At 71.4% G+C, this 16,305-nt stretch carries 16 protein-coding genes; 12 read left to right on the top strand and 4 right to left on the bottom strand.

What is annotated here, in order from left to right; translation table 11 throughout:
- From DSM104299_RS03730 to DSM104299_RS03690, 9 genes are all read left to right on the top strand, one after another.
- Positions 1–540: a NuoI/complex I 23 kDa subunit family protein gene (locus DSM104299_RS03730; protein WP_272475952.1), complete on the top strand. Its 540-nt coding sequence runs from the start codon at positions 1–3 to the stop codon at positions 538–540.
- Positions 541–574: 34 nt separating this feature from the next.
- The gene (locus DSM104299_RS03725) at positions 575–1,264 is read left to right on the top strand and encodes an NADH-quinone oxidoreductase subunit J family protein (RefSeq protein WP_272475951.1); all 690 of its coding nucleotides are present in this window, start codon (positions 575–577) and stop codon (positions 1,262–1,264) included.
- Positions 1,264–1,563: an NADH-quinone oxidoreductase subunit NuoK gene (gene nuoK, locus DSM104299_RS03720; RefSeq protein WP_272475950.1), complete on the top strand. Its 300-nt coding sequence runs from the start codon at positions 1,264–1,266 to the stop codon at positions 1,561–1,563. The genes DSM104299_RS03725 and nuoK overlap by 1 nt, the downstream gene beginning before the upstream one ends.
- Entirely contained in the window at positions 1,564–3,576 is a 2,013-nt protein-coding gene (nuoL, locus tag DSM104299_RS03715) for an NADH-quinone oxidoreductase subunit L (RefSeq protein ID WP_272475949.1), read from the top strand.
- A complete protein-coding gene (locus DSM104299_RS03710) occupies positions 3,573–5,108 on the top strand; it encodes a complex I subunit 4 family protein (RefSeq protein ID WP_272475948.1) in 1,536 nt (511 codons plus the stop codon). The genes nuoL and DSM104299_RS03710 overlap by 4 nt, the downstream gene beginning before the upstream one ends.
- A 6-nt stretch (positions 5,109–5,114) precedes the next feature.
- Positions 5,115–6,650 (top strand): NADH-quinone oxidoreductase subunit N, encoded by a 1,536-nt coding sequence (locus tag DSM104299_RS03705; RefSeq protein ID WP_272475947.1) that lies wholly within the window; start codon positions 5,115–5,117, stop codon positions 6,648–6,650.
- A gap of 54 nt (positions 6,651–6,704) precedes the next feature.
- On the top strand, positions 6,705–9,284 hold the full coding sequence (locus DSM104299_RS03700) for a CocE/NonD family hydrolase (protein ID WP_272475946.1): 2,580 nt from the start codon (positions 6,705–6,707) through the stop codon (positions 9,282–9,284).
- A gap of 9 nt (positions 9,285–9,293) precedes the next feature.
- The gene (locus tag DSM104299_RS03695; RefSeq protein ID WP_272475945.1) at positions 9,294–9,500 is read left to right on the top strand and encodes a hypothetical protein; all 207 of its coding nucleotides are present in this window, start codon (positions 9,294–9,296) and stop codon (positions 9,498–9,500) included.
- A gap of 64 nt (positions 9,501–9,564) precedes the next feature.
- Entirely contained in the window at positions 9,565–10,026 is a 462-nt protein-coding gene (locus DSM104299_RS03690) for an RrF2 family transcriptional regulator (protein WP_272475944.1), read from the top strand.
- A 60-nt stretch (positions 10,027–10,086) separates the two neighbouring features.
- Here DSM104299_RS03690 and DSM104299_RS03685 read toward each other — a convergent pair whose 3' ends face one another.
- From DSM104299_RS03685 to DSM104299_RS03670, 4 genes are read right to left on the bottom strand one after another with little or no spacing between them, the layout of a single operon-like run.
- Positions 10,087–11,064, bottom strand: a complete 978-nt coding sequence (locus DSM104299_RS03685) for a sulfate/molybdate ABC transporter ATP-binding protein (RefSeq protein ID WP_272475943.1) — start codon at positions 11,062–11,064, stop codon at positions 10,087–10,089.
- Positions 11,061–11,873, bottom strand: coding sequence for a sulfate ABC transporter permease subunit CysW (gene cysW, locus DSM104299_RS03680; RefSeq protein ID WP_272475942.1), 813 nt, complete (start codon positions 11,871–11,873; stop codon positions 11,061–11,063). The genes DSM104299_RS03685 and cysW overlap by 4 nt, the downstream gene beginning before the upstream one ends.
- Positions 11,863–12,714 (bottom strand): sulfate ABC transporter permease subunit CysT, encoded by an 852-nt coding sequence (gene cysT, locus DSM104299_RS03675; RefSeq protein WP_272475941.1) that lies wholly within the window; start codon positions 12,712–12,714, stop codon positions 11,863–11,865. Before cysT ends, cysW begins: the two co-directional genes overlap by 11 nt.
- Positions 12,715–12,717: 3 nt before the next feature.
- The gene (locus DSM104299_RS03670) at positions 12,718–13,749 is read right to left on the bottom strand and encodes a substrate-binding domain-containing protein (RefSeq protein WP_272475940.1); all 1,032 of its coding nucleotides are present in this window, start codon (positions 13,747–13,749) and stop codon (positions 12,718–12,720) included.
- Between the two features lie 118 nt (positions 13,750–13,867).
- Between DSM104299_RS03670 and thyX the strand changes: the two genes are divergently transcribed.
- From thyX to DSM104299_RS03655, 3 genes are read left to right on the top strand one after another with little or no spacing between them, the layout of a single operon-like run.
- On the top strand, positions 13,868–14,641 hold the full coding sequence (gene thyX, locus DSM104299_RS03665) for an FAD-dependent thymidylate synthase (RefSeq protein WP_272475939.1): 774 nt from the start codon (positions 13,868–13,870) through the stop codon (positions 14,639–14,641).
- Positions 14,642–14,686: 45 nt separating this feature from the next.
- A complete protein-coding gene (locus tag DSM104299_RS03660) occupies positions 14,687–15,190 on the top strand; it encodes an RNA polymerase sigma factor (RefSeq protein WP_272475938.1) in 504 nt (167 codons plus the stop codon).
- Positions 15,187–16,245 carry a hypothetical protein gene (locus DSM104299_RS03655; RefSeq protein WP_272475937.1) on the top strand — a complete coding sequence of 353 codons (1,059 nt, stop codon included), beginning with the start codon at positions 15,187–15,189 and terminating at the stop codon, positions 16,243–16,245. Before DSM104299_RS03660 ends, DSM104299_RS03655 begins: the two co-directional genes overlap by 4 nt.
- The last annotated feature ends 60 nt before the right edge of the window (positions 16,246–16,305 follow it).

The raw sequence follows: 16,305 nt of genomic DNA, 5'->3' as shown, positions 1-16,305 counted from the left end.
ATGTCCCCCTGGCCTCCGTCCGCGGACGAGCTCCACGTCGTCGACAGCCCCGACCGCCTCGGCGGTCCCGGCTCCTTCTACCGTGCCTTCGGCGAGACGCTGCGTGGTCTGAAGACCACGCTGCGCCAGTCCGTCGCGCCGGTGTCGGTCGTCTCCTACCCCGAGGAGAAGATCCCGGTCTACCCGCGCTTCCGCGGCCGGCATCGCCTCCACAAGTTCGAGGACACCGGCCTGGAGAAGTGCGTCGGCTGCTCGCTGTGCGCCGCGGCCTGCCCGTCGGACTGCATCCGCGTCGTCGCCGCCGAGAACACGCCGGAGAACCGCGTGTCGGCCGGTGAGCGCTACGCCGCGGTCTACGAGATCAACCTGAGCCGCTGCATCTTCTGCGGCTACTGCGAGGTCGCGTGCCCGTTCGACGCGATCACGATGGGCAACGACTTCGAGATGTCGGACTACAACCGCAACGACCTCATCTTCACCAAGGAGATGCTGCTCGCCGAGCCTTTCGAGCGCACGCCGCTCCGGGGCGAGGGCGAGTAGCCTCGGTCCGGGCGGTCCCAGGTCCACGCTAACCATGGCTGCTGTCTTCTTCTTCATCGCGGCAATCGGAGCGATCGTCGGCGCCGTCGGCGTCGCCACGCTGCCGAACCCCTTCTACTCCGTGCTGGCGCTGGTGTGTCACCTGCTGTCGCTGGCCGCGCTCTTCCTGCTGCTGCGCGCCGAGTTCATCGCCGCGGCGCAGGTCGTCGTCTACGCGGGCGCCGTCATGGTGCTCTACGTCTTCGTGGTGGCCTACGTCGGCTCCCAGGACGAGCCCGTGCGGCCCGCCGGCGGACCAGGGCTGAAGGCCGCGTCGATCGTCTTCGCGAGCCTGCTCGCCGTCGAGCTGCTCATCGCGGTGCTCGGGTCGGGCCTGAAGGGCATCGACTCCAAGGGCGCCGGCTACGAGGCGGGCTTCGGCACGCCGGCCGCGATCGGCGAGCTGCTGCTCACCCGCTTCCTCTTCCCGTTCGAGGCCGCGTCGTTCCTGCTGCTGATGGCCGCCGTCGGCGCCGTCGTGCTGGCGCGCCGCCGCGGCGGGCTGGAGGGCTCCGACGAGGAGTTCCTCCACCCGATCCCCGCGCGCCTGCCCGACGGCACCGGCTCCATCGCCGAGGGCGTGGGCGACATCAACCCCACCGCCTCGTTGCAGCCGGCCGCGATCACCGCGGCGCGCGGCGCCGAGGACGACGAGACCCCCGCGATCGAGGACGGCGGCTGGTAATGGACATCGGCTGGTACCTCTCCGTCTCCGCCATCGTCTTCTCGATCGGCGCGGCCGGCGTGCTCACGCGCCGCAGCCCGCTGGTCATCCTCCTTTGCCTGGAGCTGATGCTCAACGCCTCCAACCTGGCCCTGATCGCCTTCGCCCGCATGTGGGGCAACGGCGACGGCCAGATCTTCGCGATCATCGTCATGGTGGTCGCGGCCTGCGAGGTCTGCATCGGCCTGGGCCTGGTGGTGGCGATGTTCCGCCGCCGCCTGCCGATCGACGTCGACGAGATGCGGGAGCTGCACGGCTAGATGAGTCCCACCACCGCCGCTTGGCTCGCGCTGGCCTGTCCGCTCGCGGGCGCGGTCATCAACGGCCTCGGGTTCAAGGTCATCAAGAACAAGACGGCCGGCCTCATCGGCACGGCCGCGCTGGCCGGCGCCTTCGTCTTCGCGGTCATCGCGCTGTTCTCCCTGCAGGGCCGCGAGGAGGAGCACCGCCAGCTCGTCTCCTCGCTCTACGACTACGTGGTCGTCGGCCAGGTCGACGCCCACCTGTCGATCCTCGTCGATCCGCTCAGCATCCTGATGATGCTGGTCGTGACCGGCGTCTCGACGCTGATCCACCTCTACTCGTTCGCCTACATGTCGGGCGACCGCGGGTACAACCGGTTCTTCGCGTACCTGAACTACTTCGTCTTCAGCATGCTGCTGCTGGTCCTGGCGGCGAACTTCCTGCTGCTGATCGTCGGCTGGGCGTTCGTGGGCGCGGCGTCCTACCTGCTGATCTCCTTCTGGTACCGCCGCACGACGGCGACCAGCGCCGGCATCAAGGCCTTCGTCATCAACCACGTCGGCGACATCGGCCTCACCCTCGGCACGTTCTTCATCCTCAAGAGCTCGCACACGCTCGACCTCCTGGGGACGTTCGCGCAGGCCAAGGAGATCGGCGCCAACCACCACGGCGACCTGACCGCCGGCCTGATCCTGCTGCTGATCGGCGCGTTCGCGAAGTCCGCCCAGGTCCCGTTCCACACGTGGCTCCCGGACGCGATGGAGGGCCCGACGCCCGTCAGCGCCCTGATCCACGCCGCGACGATGGTCACCGCCGGCGTGTACCTGATCGCCCGCATGCACCCGCTCTTCGAGCAGTCGGTCGCCGCGGCCGACGTCGGGACGATCGTCGGCGCCGTCACGCTCGTCGTCGCCGCGACGATCGGCATGGTCGTCACCGACCTCAAGCGCGTCATCGCCTACTCGACGATGTCCCAGATCGGCTACATGATCATGGGCGTGAGCTCCGGCGCGTACGTCGCCGGCCTGTTCCACCTCATGACGCACGCGTTCTTCAAGGCGCTGCTGTTCATGTCCGCCGGCTCGCTGATCAGCGCGATGGGCGGCGACCAGAGCCTCGATCGCATGCGCGGCTTCCGCAAGGCGATGCCGTTCACGTTCCTCTGCTTCGTGATCGGCGGCCTCGCGCTGTCCGGCGTCCCGCCGTTCTCAGGGTTCTTCTCCAAGGACGAGATCCTGCTCTTCGAGGCCGAGGCCGGCGGCTGGCACTGGATCCTCTACGTCGCCGGCTACGTCGCGGCGCTGATGACCGCGGTCTACACGTGGCGCATGATCTTCCGCGCCTTCTGGGGCGAGCCGGTCGAGCAGGCGCGCGAGCTTGAGCACGGCCACCTGTACCACGCGCCGCAGGCCACGAACCCCGCCAACGGCGAGGTCGAGGACACCGACGTCGGCTTCCCGGGCCCCGAGCACCACATCGCCGAGCGCGCGCTGCCGATGAAGGTCGCGATGGGCACGCTGGCCGTGCTGGCGACCGTCGGCGGGGTCGTGCTGATCCCGAAGACGACGACGTGGCTGGACACCTTCCTGGAGCCGACGTTCGCCGGCTCGTCCGTGCACGTCGCGGCGAGCAACGGCAAGCTCTGGTTCGGCCTGGTGCTCGGCGCCGGCCTCGGCGTGCTGGGCATCTTCATCGCCTACACCATCTGGGGCAAGGCCGACGGCGAGATCGCCGTCCGCATCCGCGAGCGCGTGCCCGCGCTGCACAGGTTCTTCGTCAACAAGTGGTACTTCGACGAGTTGATCGACCTGCTGGTCGTCCGCCCGTTCGCCTGGTTCGGCCGCTTCGGCCAGCAGACCTTCGAGCGCGTGTTCGTCAACGGCACGCTCGTCGGCGGGACGTCGGGCATCGTGCGCGCCGGCTCCGCCGCCGTCCGCGCCCTGCAGTCCGGCTTCCTGCGCGCCTACGCGGCGCTGCTGCTGGTCGGTGCCGGTGCCGTGATCCTGTACTTCCTGATCCAGTCCTCGTGAGCCTTCCTCTCTCCATCCCCCTCTGGCTGCCCGCCGCCGCGGCGTTCCTCGGGCTGTTCCTGCCGGGCGTCGCCTCCCGCGCGCTGGCGATCCTCGGCGCCCTCGGCACGTTCGCGTGGACGCTCTGGGCGATCGCCGACTTCGAACGCGGCGCCAAGGGGCTGCAGGACGCCACCGACCAGATGTGGATCAAGCCCCTGGGCATCCACTACAAGCTCGGGCTCGACGGGCTCAACCTGTACCTGATCGCGCTCGCCGCGTTCATCTTCCTGGTGTGCCTGATCTGGGCGGCGATGAAGGAGTGGGAGCACGGCGGCCAGCTGTTCTTCTTCTTCGGCCTCGCCGAGAGCGCCGTGCTCGGCGCGCTGATGGCGCAGGACCTGGCGCTCTTCGTCCTGTTCTTCGACCTGATGCTGCTGCCGTTCCTGTTCCTGGCCGGCATCTACGGTCCGGAGGGGACGCGCGTCGCGGCGATCACCAAGCTGTTCATCTACACCTTGGTCGGCTCGCTGCTGATGCTCGCCGCGGCGATCGCCACCGGCGTCCTGGTGTCGCAGCAGACCGGCAACGACCTGTCCTTCGCCTTCAGCGACCTCCAGGCGTCGCCGCTGGGCAAGGGCTCGCAGGAGTGGATCTTCCTCTGCTTCGCCGCGGCCTTCTGGGTCAAGATGCCGGCGTTCCCGGTCCACGGCTGGATGCCCGACGGCTACAAGAACATGCCGCTGCCGGTGCTGGCCGTGTTCTCGGCCGTGCTGTCCAAAGTCGCCGCCTACGGCTTCCTGCGCGTCGTGCTGCCGATCTTCCCGGACGCCGCCGTGCACTTCCAGGACCTGATGCTGGTGCTGGCGCTGGGGTCGATCCTGTACGGGTCGGCGATGGCCTTCACGACGACGGACGCCCGCCTGATCCTGGGCTACTCGTCGATCGCCCAGCTCGGGTTCATCACGCTCGGGATCTTCTCGCTGACCGGCGACGGCTCGCAGGGCGCGATCCTGCAGTCGATCAACCACGGCCTGGTCGTCGCCCCCGCCTTCGTGATCGTCGCCTACCTCGCCGAGCGCGCGCACGGCTCCGAGGACATCCGCGACATGGGCGGCATCGCGTTCCGCGCGCCCGTGCTCGCGACGCTGTTCCTGATCGTGGTGCTCGCCAACCTGGCGATGCCCGGCTCGTCGAACTTCGTCGGCGAGTTCCTGATCCTCTTCGGCGTCTTCCACTCCAAGCTGGTCATCGCCTCGATCGCCTTCGTCGGCGTCGGGATGGCGGCGGTCTACTCGCTGCGGTTCTTGATCCGGACGATGCACAACCGCGTCGGGCCCGAGGTCGAGTCGCGCGAGATCAGCTTCCGCGAGGGCCTCGTCCTCGTGCCGCTCGTGACCGTGATCCTCTTCCTGGCCGTCTACCCGCAGTTCGCGATCCACAAGGCGGAGCCCGGGATCGCGCGCGCCGTCGCCCCCGCGGCGCTGATCGCGCACGAGGAGAACGTCGTCAGCGACGCCGCCGTCCACCCCAAGCCCGCATCGGTCCGGTAGTCCTCCATGTTGCTCGCAGCCGTCACCAAGCCAACCATCGACTGGGCCGGCGTCTCGCCGCTCATCGCCCTGCTGGGCGGGTCGATCGTCGTGCTGCTCGCCGGCCTGCTGCGCGGGCGGTTCATCCGTGAGCAGATCGTCCCCTTCCTCACGATCGTCGCGTTCGCCACGACGATCGGGCTGGGCATCTGGCAGTGGGACGACGCCAAGGACCTGTTCGTGGCCAAGGGCTCGCAGGGCGCGCTGCGCTCCGACGACCTGACGCTGATGATCACCTTCATCGTGTCGGTCACGGGCATCGGCGCCGTGCTGCTGTCGTGGCGCGCGCTGGCGCCGCGCGAGGCCGCGCACGGCGAGTACTTCGCGCTGATGCTCACCAGCGCCGCCGGCATGGTCATCCTGGCCGCCGCGCAGAACCTCGTCTCGGTCTTCCTCGGCCTGGAGCTGCTGAGCGTCCCGCTCTACGTCCTGTGCGCGACCGAGATGCGCCGCGAGCGCTCGCTCGAGTCGGGGCTGAAGTACCTCATCATCGGCTCGGTCGGCTCGGCGACGTTCCTGTACGGGTTGGCCTTCATCTACGGCGGAACCGGCGCCACCGACTTCCGCGGGATCTCCCAGGCGATCTCCAGCGACGTCGCCAAGGACTCGCTGCTGCTGACCGGCATCGGCCTGACGCTCGTCGGCCTGGCCTTCAAGGCGTCGGTGGCGCCGTTCCACCAGTGGACGCCCGACGTCTACGAGGGCGCGCCGACCCCGGTCACCGCGTGGATGGCCGTCGCGACGAAGGCCGCCGCGTTCGGCGGCGCGCTGCGCATCTTCGACGTCGCGCTGATCGACGCCCACCGCGACTGGGCGCCCGCGCTGGCGACCCTCGCGGCGATCACGATCATCGTCGGCAACGTCGGCGCGCTGTCGCAGTCGTCGCTGAAGCGCCTGCTCGCCTGGTCCTCGGTCGCGCAGGCCGGCTACCTGCTGGCCGGCGTCGTCGTCGCGTCGCGGGTCGGCGTGCAGGCCACGGTCTTCTACCTCGCGGTCTACCTGTTCATGAACCTCGCCGCGTTCGCGGTGATCGCGGCGCGCGAGCGCGAGACGCCCTACGGCGACGACATCCGCGCCGTCAACGGCCTCGGCACGTCGCGCCCGCTGCTGGCGTGGCCGATGACGCTGGCGATGCTCTCGCTGGCCGGGATGCCCGCCACGGCCGGCTTCATCGGCAAGTTCACGCTGATCGACGCGGCGGCCGACGGCGGCTACACCTGGCTCGGCGTCGTGATCGTGATCGGCTCGATGATCTCGCTCGGGTACTACCTCAAGGTGGTCGCGGCGATGTGGATGCGCCCGTCGGCCGCGGCCGACGTCGCGACGCGCGACGCCTCCGGCGCCCCGCGCCTGGCCGGCGCGGACCCGATCACCGACCGCGCCGACTGGGAGGTCACGCTCGTCGCCGTCCTGTGCGGCGCCGCGATCCTGGTCTTCGGCGTCATCCCGTCGCCGCTGCTGAACCTGGCCGACAGCGCCGGCAAGGCGCTCGGCCTCTTGTAGCGCCTCGACGGACGGACCACCCGCGTCCGCGTGCTCTGCGAAAGTGCGCGCGCCATGGTCCGCGCGCGTGCATCGCTGGTCGTCCTCGTCGTCGCCGCCTGCGCACTCCTCGCGCCGGGCGCGGCGTCCGCTCTCCCGTACACGCTCGGCCCCGACGGGACGACCGCCGAGCAGGTGGGCGCCTACGCGTCGGCCGTCCGCCAGCGCGTGTACATCCCGCAGAGCGGCGTCGACCGCGACAACAACGGCGTCGACGACGAGATCGCGATCGAGATCATCCGGCCCGCCACGGCCGCGGGCGACAAGGTCCCGGCGATCATCGACCCGAGCCCGTACTACTCGTGCTGCGGCCGCGGCAACGAGACCGAGTACCTCGGCGACGCCGACGCCGACGGCGTCAACGACAAGTGGCCGCTGTTCCTGGACAACTACTTCGTCCCGCGTGGCTACGCCGTCGTCTACGCCGAGGCCTTGGGGACCGCCAACGCGACCGGCTGCGTCATGCACGGCGGCGCCGACGACGTGCGCGCGATGGCGTCGGTGATCGCCTGGCTGCAGGGGAACGCGTCCGGCTACCTCGGCCCGAGCAGGTCGGTCGGCCTGGTCACCGCGGCGAGCTGGCACAACGGCAAGGCCGCGATGATCGGCAAGTCCTACGACGGGACGCTGACCGAGGGCGTGTCCGCCCTGGGGGTCCACGGGCTCACGACGATCGTGCCCGAGTCGGCGATCGACGACTGGTACCGGTACTCGCGGATGGGCGGGATCCGGTTCAACACGCACTACCCGAAGACGCTGTCGAGCACGGTGACCGACACCGCCGACAGGGCGGCCTGCGCGCCGGCGTGGGCCACGCTGGACGCCGACGACGGCGACGCCACCGGCGACCGCAACGCGTTCTGGGAGGACCGCTCCTACCTCGCGCACGTCGGCCACGTGACCGCCTCGGTCCTGGCCGTGCACGGGCTGCAGGACGACAACGTGAAGATGGACCACCTCGCGACGTGGTGGGCGGGGCTGGCGGCGAACGGCGTGCCGCGCAAGCTGTGGCTGATGCGCGCCGGGCACGCGGACCCGTTCGACGTGCGGCGCGACGCCTGGGTCGCCACCCTGCACAAGTGGTTCGACCACTGGCTCTACGGCCTCGACAACGACGTCATGGACCAGCCGCGGGTCGACGTCGAGGACGCCGACGGCGCCTGGCACGCCGAGGCCGACTGGCCGGCACCGCAGACGCAGGACGTGAGCCTCTACCTGCGCGGGGTGTCGGCGACCGCGGCGGGGACCGTCGGGCTGACGTCGGGTGGCGCGACCGACACGGTGGCGTGGACGGACCCGACCACACAGTCCGAGACCGTGATGATGAACACGCCAGCCGGCGCGCAGACCGGCCGCCGCGTGTTCCTGTCGGCGCCGCTGCGCCACGACCTCCGGATCTCCGGCACGCCGGTGGTCGACCTGAAGGCCTCGCTCTCGACCACCCAGAGCAACCTGGGGGCGCTGCTCGTCGACTACGCGCCGACCACGTTCACGCGCATCGCCCAGGTCGGCAGCGAGGGGATCCGGGACGACACCGCGTCGTCCGAGACATGCTGGGGCCAGCAGGATCTGAGCCGCGGCGACTACGACGCGTGCTACAAGCAGGTCGTCCAACCGCCGACCACCGTCACGCAATGGCGCGTGACCAAGGGGATCCTCGACTCGTCCAACCGGCTGTCGCTCACGACGCCGGCGGCGGTGACGATCGGCACGCCGACCGCGTTCCCCATCACCTTGCTCCCGCAGGACTACACCTTCGCAGCGGGGCATCAGATCGGGGTGATCCTGGTCGCCAACTACACCGGCTACCCGTCGGTCAAGGGCACCGCGGGCGCGACGGTCACGATGGACACGAAGGCCTCGACGATCTCCCTCCCCGTCACCGGAGGCTCGTCCGCGGCCATCGCGTCGGGCGCCTTCGACGGCGTCTCGCCGACGTTCACGGTCCCCGACGACCAGGCGGTCACGGCCGCGCCGGGCGCGAGCAGCGCCGTCGCCACATGGGCCACGCCGACCGTGAGCGACGACCAGGACGCGAGCCCGAGCCTCGCGTGCACGCCGGCGTCGGGCTCCTCGTTCCCGATCGGCGCGACGACCGTGTCGTGCACCGCCGCCGACGCCTCGGGCAACACCACGACCGGCACCTTCGTCGTGACCGTGTCGGCCACGCCCGCCCCACCGGCCGAGAACGGCGGCGGCGACGGCGACGGCGACGCCGGCCAGACGGTCGGCGGCACCGAGGTCGCGCACCCCACGCCCTCGCCCACGCCCAGCGCGCCGCCGCCGAGCGTGAAGCCGTCGCCGTTCCTCGACACGGTGCCGTTCCGGCTCAGCGCCCTGACGCTGAGCGGCCGCCACCGCCAGGTGCTCGCGACGTTCGTCCTGTCCAAGGACGCGACGGTGACCGTGAGCGTCAAGCGGCGCGGCGCGAAGCGGGCGAGCAAGACCGCGCGGGCCGTGCTTCGTGCCGGCCGGCGCTCGGAGCGGATCAAGGGCCTGAAGCCCGGGCGGTACGTCGTCACGATCACGACGCTGCCCAACGACGGCGGTCCCCGGCGCACGTACACCCGGTCGCTGACGGTCCGCGCTGGGTAGGACGTCGGCATGGCCGACGACGACCGCAGCCCCGACCACACCGACGATCCCCGCAAGCAGGAGGAGGGGTCCGGCGGCTACCCGGAGACCACGCCCGGCGGGACCGAGGGCGGCGGCGAGCGCAAGCGCGAGGGCGACACCGACGCGCCGAGCTCGTCGACCGACAAGGAGGCCGACCGCGAGTCCTCCACCGGCAACCCGGACGCCGCCGGCTGACCCGATCCGCCGCCGGAAAAGCGGCAGCGCCGCGTAGCTCCGCCCCTTCTGGAACGATGCTGCGGTGCGCATCTCCGCGAAAGCCGACTACGCCGTGCGAGCCGCGATCGAGCTGGCCGCTGCGGGGACCGAGCGTCCGACCAAGGGCGACGCGGTCGCGCAGGCCCAGGGCATCCCGCTGAAGTTCCTGGAGAACATCCTCGCGGACATGCGGCACGCCGGCCTGGTCACGAGCCGCCGCGGCGCCGAGGGCGGCTACTGGCTCGCCCGGCCGGCCGAGGAGATCACGGTCGCCGACGTCATCCGCGCCGTCGAGGGCCCGCTGGCCTCCGTCCGCGGCGGCCGGCCCGAGGACGTCGACTACGCCGGCTCGGCCGAGCCGCTGCAGCGCGTCTGGATCGGCGTCCGCGCCTCCCTGCGCCGCGTCGTCGAGCAAGTCACCCTCGCCGACCTCGCCTCGGGCAAGCTGCCCAAGGACATCGAGGCCCTGGCGAAGGACCCCGAGGCCTGGGTGACGCGCCGATAGGACCGCGGCGGAGACGGCCGACGCCGAAGCGGGCAGCCCCGGTCACCCGCCGGTGGCCGCCTAGGCGGCCTGCAGGTCGCCGTCGGCCGTCGGCGTCGCCGGCACCGCGTTCGGGCGGACGTAGACGATGTCGCCCTCGGTCAGCTCGAGCTGCTCGGCCTCGTGGCGGGTCAGCTGCGCGGCGACGGCGTCATCGCCGGCGAGCTCCAGCTCGACGCGGACCTCGAAGCCGAGGTGCACGACGCGCGTGACCTGCGCCTCGGTCGCGCCGGACTCCGGATCGGCGCGCAGGACCAGGTCGTGCGGCCGGACGAGCCCGCCGCCGAGGCGCGCCACCGGGCCGAGGAAGCCCATGACGAACTCGTTGGCCGGCGCGTCGTAGACCTCGCGCGGCGCGCCGACCTGCTGGATGCGGCCGTCGTTGAGGACCACGATCTGGTCGGCGAGCTCCATCGCCTCCTCCTGGTCGTGCGTGACCAGGACCGTCGTGACGTGGACCTCCTCGTGCAGGCGGCGCAGCCAGGCGCGCAGCTCAGCGCGGACGTTGGCGTCCAGCGCGCCGAACGGCTCGTCGAGCAGCAGCACCTTGGGCTCGACCGCCAGCGCCCGCGCCAGCGCCATCCGCTGGCGCTGGCCGCCGGACAGCTGCGACGGGTAGCGCTCCTGGTAGCCGGCGAGCCCGACGATGCCGAGCAGCTCGTCGACCTTGACCTTGATCTCGGCCTTCGGGCGCTTGCGGACCTTCAGGCCGAAGGCCACGTTGTCGCGCACCGTCATGTGCTTGAACGCGGCGTAGTGCTGGAAGACGAACCCGATGTCGCGGCGTTGCGGCGGCACGTTGGTGACGTCGCTGTCCTCGATGACCACCGTGCCGCTGTCGGGCGTCTCGAGGCCCGCGATCACGCGCAGCAGCGTCGACTTGCCCGAGCCCGAGGGGCCGAGCAGCGCGGTCAGCGCGCCGGGCTTGATGTCGAGCGAGATGTCGTGGAGCGCCTGGAACTCGCCGTAGTGCTTGTTGACGTCGGAGACCGAGATCATCGAGATCCACCACCACCCTTGCGTTGCAGGAGCGTCATCGCGAACAGCGTCGCGAGCGCGATCAATGCCATGAGCGCCGACGCCGCGTAGGCGCCGGCCAGGTCGAAGTTCGAGAAGCGGTTCTCGACGAGCAGCGGCAGCGTGATCGTGTCGCCGGCGATCTTGCCGGAGACGACGGAGACCGCGCCGAACTCGCCGATCGCGCGCGCCGTGGAGAGCACGATGCCGTAGGCCACGCCCCAGCGGATCGCCGGGAGCGTGACGCGCCAGAACGCCTGCCAGCGCGACGCGCCGAGCGTCGCGGCGGCCTGCTCCTGCTCGTCGCCGATCTCGCGCAGCACGGGCGTCACCTCGCGCACGACGAACGGCAGGCAGACGAAGATCGTCGCCAGCACCATGCCGGGCACGGAGAAGATGACCTGGATGCCCGCGTCGCTCAGCGTCGGGCCGAGCCAGCCGGTGCGGCCGTAGAGCAGGAACAGCGACAGACCGATGACGACCGGCGAGATCGCGAACGGCAGGTCGATGAGCGCCTCCAGCACGCGCTTGCCCCGGATCCGCGAGCGGACGAGCAGCAGCGCGGCGATGATCCCGAAGACGGTGTTCAACGGGACGGCGATCGCGGCGATCTCGATCGTCAGCCAGAACGCGCTGACGGCGGCCGGCGTCGTGATCGAGTCGATGACCGCGCCGATGCCCGGCTCGAACGTGCGGTACAGCACGACGCCGATCGGCACGAGCAGCAGCAGGGCCAGGTAGCCGAGCGCGAAGAAGCGGATCGACAGGCGGCCGACCGGGTTAATGGTCATGGCGGTTCCCCCAGTACTCGATCCCGCGCAAGGCCACCAACATGACCAGCGAGACGAGCAGCAGGACGACCGACACCGCGGCGGCGCCCGTCGCGTTGTCGCTCTCGATCTGCTTGAAGATGAAGACCGACGACACCTGCGTGTCGAACGGCTTGTTGCCGCTGATCAGGACGACCGAGCCGAACTCGCCGACCGCGCGGGCGAACGCCAGCGCCGCGCCCGACAGGATCGCCGGCACGAGGTTGGGCAGGATGATCCGGCGGAAGGTGGTCAGCGGGCCGGCGCCGAGCGAGGCCGACGCGTGCTCCATCTCGGTGTCCAGCTCGATCAGCACGGGCTGCACCGCGCGGACGCCGAACGGCAGCGTCACGAACAGCAGCGCCAGCGCCACCGCGGCCTGCGTGAACGCGAGGTTGATCCCGACCGGCGACTTCGGGCCCCAGAGCGCCAGCAGCGTGATGCCGGCGACGATCGTCGGCATCGCGAACGGCAGGTCGATCACCGCGTTGACGAGCTTGCGGCCCGGGAACTCGTCGCGCACCAGCGTCCACGCGATCGCCAGGCCGGCGACCGCGTTGATCGCGGCGACGATGACCGAGATGACGATGGTGAACCGCAGCGCCGCGACGGCCTGGCGGCTGGTCACCGAGTCCCAGAACGCGCCCAGGCCGCCGTCCAGCGACTTGGCGGTCAGCGCGGCGAGCGGCAGCAGGACGATGACGCTGAGCCACAGCGTCACGATGCCGACGCCGAGGCCCGTGAGGCCCCGGCCCCCGACGCGTCGCGCGGCACGGGTGCCGCGCGACGGTCCTGCCTGCCGGGTGATCGCCGAGACGCCCATCGTCTACTTGGCGGTCGACACGCCCGCGTCGTCCTCGATCTTGGCGACCGAGCCCTTCTCGGGGTCGAACAGCTCGTCGTTGACCTTCGACCATCCGCCGTAGTCGTCGATGGTCTTGACCGACTTGGGCTCCGGGAACTTTGCCTTGTTCTTCTCGAACACGGCCTGGTTGATCGGGCGGTAGCCCCAGTCGGCGAAGTGCTGCTGCGCGGAGTCGCCGAGGGCGAACTTCACGAAGGCCTTGCCGGCCGCGCCCGCCGCGGTGGTCGACGCGATCGGGTTCTGGATCAGGAACGTGTCGTCGGGCTGGACGAGCTGGATGTCCTTCTCGCCCTTCTTGACCGCCGTCGTGTACTCGTACTCGTAGGAGATCAGGACGTCGCCCTCACCGCCGGTGAACGTCTGCAGCGCCTCGCGACCCGACTTCGGCTGGACCGGCACGTGGTCGGTGAGCAGCCTCTTGACGTAGCCGATGCCGCCGTGCTGGTAGGCACCCATGATGTTCCACTTGGCCGCACCCGAGGTGAACGGGTTCGGCGTGACGACCTTGATGCCCGACTTGAGCAGGTCGTCCCAGCCGTGGATGCCCTTCGGGTTGCCCTTGCGGACGACGAACGAGACGAGCGACGTCGTCACGAAGCCGCCCTTGCCGCCGTCGGCCTCCGTCGTGCTGACCCAGTCCTTGGGGACGAGGCCCGGGTCGACGAGCTTGTCGACGTCGGGGCTCAGCGAGAACGCCACGACGTCGGCCTTCTGGCCGGCGGCGACCGCGCGGCTCTGCTCGCCCGACGCGCCGTAGGAGGTCTTGAAGCCCACGCCCTTGCCCTCGGGCGTCTTCTGGAAGTCGGGGATGATCTCGTCGTAGACGACCTCGGGGGTCGAGTACGCGACGAGCGAGATCGTCGACTTCGTGCCGCCGGACGGCGACGACGCGGAGGAGGACGAACCGCCGCTCGTCTCGTCCGACGAGCCGCCGCACCCGGCGACCGCGAGGGCCGCGATGGCGAGCGTGGAGATCAGGAACTTCGGCTTCACGGGCTAGGCCTCCAAAAAGGTCTAATCGCAGTCGGGATTCGGAGGTTCGGCAGTGTACAGCAAGCCAGTGGGAATAAGAGGCAATGCCGGGAAGGCCCTTGCCAACTAGCCTTGCGCCGTGCGCGAGACCCGGCCAGAGGTGTTCCTGATCGCGCGGCCCGCGCTCGACGTCGACGGGATGCGCGGGTACCTGGAGGCCGCCGGCGGCGCGTCGTGGCTGGAGCGCCGCGCCGGCGCCGGAGACGCGGAGACGCTCGTCGAGTTCGCCGGCCGCGCGTGCTACCGCTCGTGGGAGCCGGGCCTGAACCCCAACGTCACTCGCGTGCGCGAGGACCAGGGCGCTTATCTCGACAACGTGCTGGCCTCCGGCCACGGGTCGGTGCTCGAGCACGTCAACTACACGTTCGCCTTCCGCGACGTGTCGCGCGTCTTCACCCACGAGCTGGTCCGCCACCGCGCGGGCAGCGCGTTCTCGCAGGAGTCGCTGCGCTACGTGCGGCTCAGCGAGATCGGCTTCCGCGTCCCACCGGCGCTGGAGCCGCTGCGCGAGCAGGTCGTCGCGATCGTCGAGCAGCTCGAGGAGCTGCAGGTCGACGCCGCGCGCGAGCTCGGCCTCGACGACGACGGCGTCCCGTTCGCGGTCAAGAAGGAGGCGACCTCGGCGCTGCGCCGCCTGGCGCCGCTCGGGCTGAGCACCGACATCATCTGGACGGCGAACGTCCGGACGCTGCGCCACGTCATCGCGCTGCGCACCACCGCCGGCGCCGAGGAGGAGCTGCGCCTGGTCTTCGACCGGGTGGCCCGGATCGCGACCGCCGAGGCGCCGGCGCTGTTCCAGGACTTCGCGCGCGCCGACGACGGGACCTGGGTCGCCGGCCACGGGAAGATCTGAGGCCCGGCGGCGGTCACAAACCGCGCGCTCGGAAGTAGAAGAGGCGTGGACGAGGACTTCGGCACCTTCTACGAGCGACATGTAGGGGTCGTCACGAGCTACGTGGCGCGGCGGGTCGGCGGGCGGCCGGAGCTGGTCTTCGACGTCGTGGCCGAGACCTTCGCGCGCGCGCTCGAGAACCGCGCGCAGTACGACGCCACGCGCGGGCCCGAGGTCGCCTGGCTGATCGGGATCGCGCGCAACCTGCTGTACGACGCGGCGCGGCGCCGCCGGGTCGACGCGGCCGCCCGCCGGCGGCTGGACATGGCGCCGATCCACCTCGACGCCGAGCAGCTCGCCCGGATCGAGGAGCGCGGCGCGGTCGACCTGCGCGGCGCGCTCGCCGACCTGCCCGCCGACCAGCGCGAGGCCGTGCTGCGCCGCGTCCTGGCGGAGCAGCCCTACACGGCGATCGCCGCCGACATCGGGTGCTCCGAGCAGGTCGTGCGCCAACGCGTGTCACGCGGCCTCGCCCGCCTGCGCCGGACCCTGGAGGAGGAGAACGCATGACCGACGACCCGTTCGACCTGCTGCGCGACGAGCTCGCCGGCGCCGCGGCGCGACGCGCGACGACGGCCCGGCGTCGCCGCACGTTCCGCGGCCGGCGCCCGCTGCTGGCCGTCGCCGCCGCGCTCGCGCTGTGCGGCACCGCGACGGCCGCGGTCCTCACGCTCGGCGGCGGCGAGCCGTCGCCGCCGCTGACCGGCGCGACGCCCGCCGACGTGTTCATCCGCCGCTACGCCATCGACCTCAGCCCCGACCTGCGCGTCGGGCAGGTCGGCTGGTGCACCTCGCTGGTCTTCGCCTTCGGCCACGGCGGCAGCGGCGTGGCGCGCGGGTGCGGACCGGCGGCGCCGCGCGACGCGGCCCAGATCGCCGGCGGCGGCATCGTGTCGGGCCTGACCAACCGCGGTCGCGACGTCGAGTTCCGCATCGTCGACCGGCGGGTGGCCGCCGTCCTGCTACCCGACGGCCGCCGCGTCGTCCCGCGCGCGGACCCGCGGCTGCCGTTCGGCTGGCGCGCCGTCGTCGCGTTCGTCCCGCGCCACCACGACCGCGCGCCGCGCGCGGCGCTGACCCTGCTCGACGCGCACGATCGACCGATCGGCGGCCCCTCCAGGCCCACGACCGATCGCTCGCCCGCCGCGACGGCGGCCCTGCCCACCGTGCGCGTCGACCCCCGCGACCCGCCGCGCCGCTCCTGCGCCATCGCCCACGCGCCGCTCACCCACCTGTCGGCGCTGACCCAGACGATCGTCGGGGTGGCGCTCACGCGCCGGGTCGACGTCAACGGCCGCGCGTTCCGCACCTGCGCCGTGGCCGTGTTCCGGCTCGGCGGCGTGCAGCTCCGGGCCGCCGTGCTCACGGATGCCGCGGGGCCGCACCGCACGGCCGCACCGCTTCCCGGTGCGTCGCCGATCCCGGGTCACCTGGGGGCGTCCACCGCCTCCGGCAACCTCACCGCGCGGCGCATCGGCACCGCCTGGCTCGTCGTGTTCGGCCAGGACCCGGACCGGCGCCGGCGCCTCCTGGACGCGCTGACGATCACGCCGCCGCGGGCCTAGCACGGCCGCTCCCACCCCAGCAGGTGCTCTCGGCGGGATTCGACACTCCCGCCACCCGGT

Origin of the sequence: Baekduia alba (assembly GCF_028416635.1) — a bacterium.
Taxonomy (GTDB): Bacteria; Actinomycetota; Thermoleophilia; order Solirubrobacterales; family Solirubrobacteraceae; genus Baekduia; species Baekduia alba.
The sequence above is the reverse complement of the archived record's forward strand: the minus strand, read 5'-3'. Positions and strand labels throughout refer to the sequence as shown.

Bases quoted from the DNA above. Each gene is read 5' to 3' on its own strand.
- DSM104299_RS03705 (WP_272475947.1), top strand. From the start codon at position 5,115: ATGTTGCTCGCAGCCGTCACCAAGCCAACCATCGACTGGGCCGGCGTC.
- nuoL (WP_272475949.1), top strand. From the start codon at position 1,564: ATGAGTCCCACCACCGCCGCTTGGCTCGCGCTGGCCTGTCCGCTCGCG.
- DSM104299_RS03695 (WP_272475945.1), top strand. From the start codon at position 9,294: ATGGCCGACGACGACCGCAGCCCCGACCACACCGACGATCCCCGCAAG.
- cysT (WP_272475941.1), bottom strand. From the start codon at position 12,714: ATGGGCGTCTCGGCGATCACCCGGCAGGCAGGACCGTCGCGCGGCACC.
- DSM104299_RS03730 (WP_272475952.1), top strand. From the start codon at position 1: ATGTCCCCCTGGCCTCCGTCCGCGGACGAGCTCCACGTCGTCGACAGC.
- DSM104299_RS03725 (WP_272475951.1), top strand. From the start codon at position 575: ATGGCTGCTGTCTTCTTCTTCATCGCGGCAATCGGAGCGATCGTCGGC.
- DSM104299_RS03685 (WP_272475943.1), bottom strand. From the start codon at position 11,064: ATGATCTCGGTCTCCGACGTCAACAAGCACTACGGCGAGTTCCAGGCG.
- cysW (WP_272475942.1), bottom strand. From the start codon at position 11,873: ATGACCATTAACCCGGTCGGCCGCCTGTCGATCCGCTTCTTCGCGCTC.
- DSM104299_RS03655 (WP_272475937.1), top strand. From the start codon at position 15,187: ATGACCGACGACCCGTTCGACCTGCTGCGCGACGAGCTCGCCGGCGCC.
- DSM104299_RS03700 (WP_272475946.1), top strand. From the start codon at position 6,705: ATGGTCCGCGCGCGTGCATCGCTGGTCGTCCTCGTCGTCGCCGCCTGC.
- nuoK (WP_272475950.1), top strand. From the start codon at position 1,264: ATGGACATCGGCTGGTACCTCTCCGTCTCCGCCATCGTCTTCTCGATC.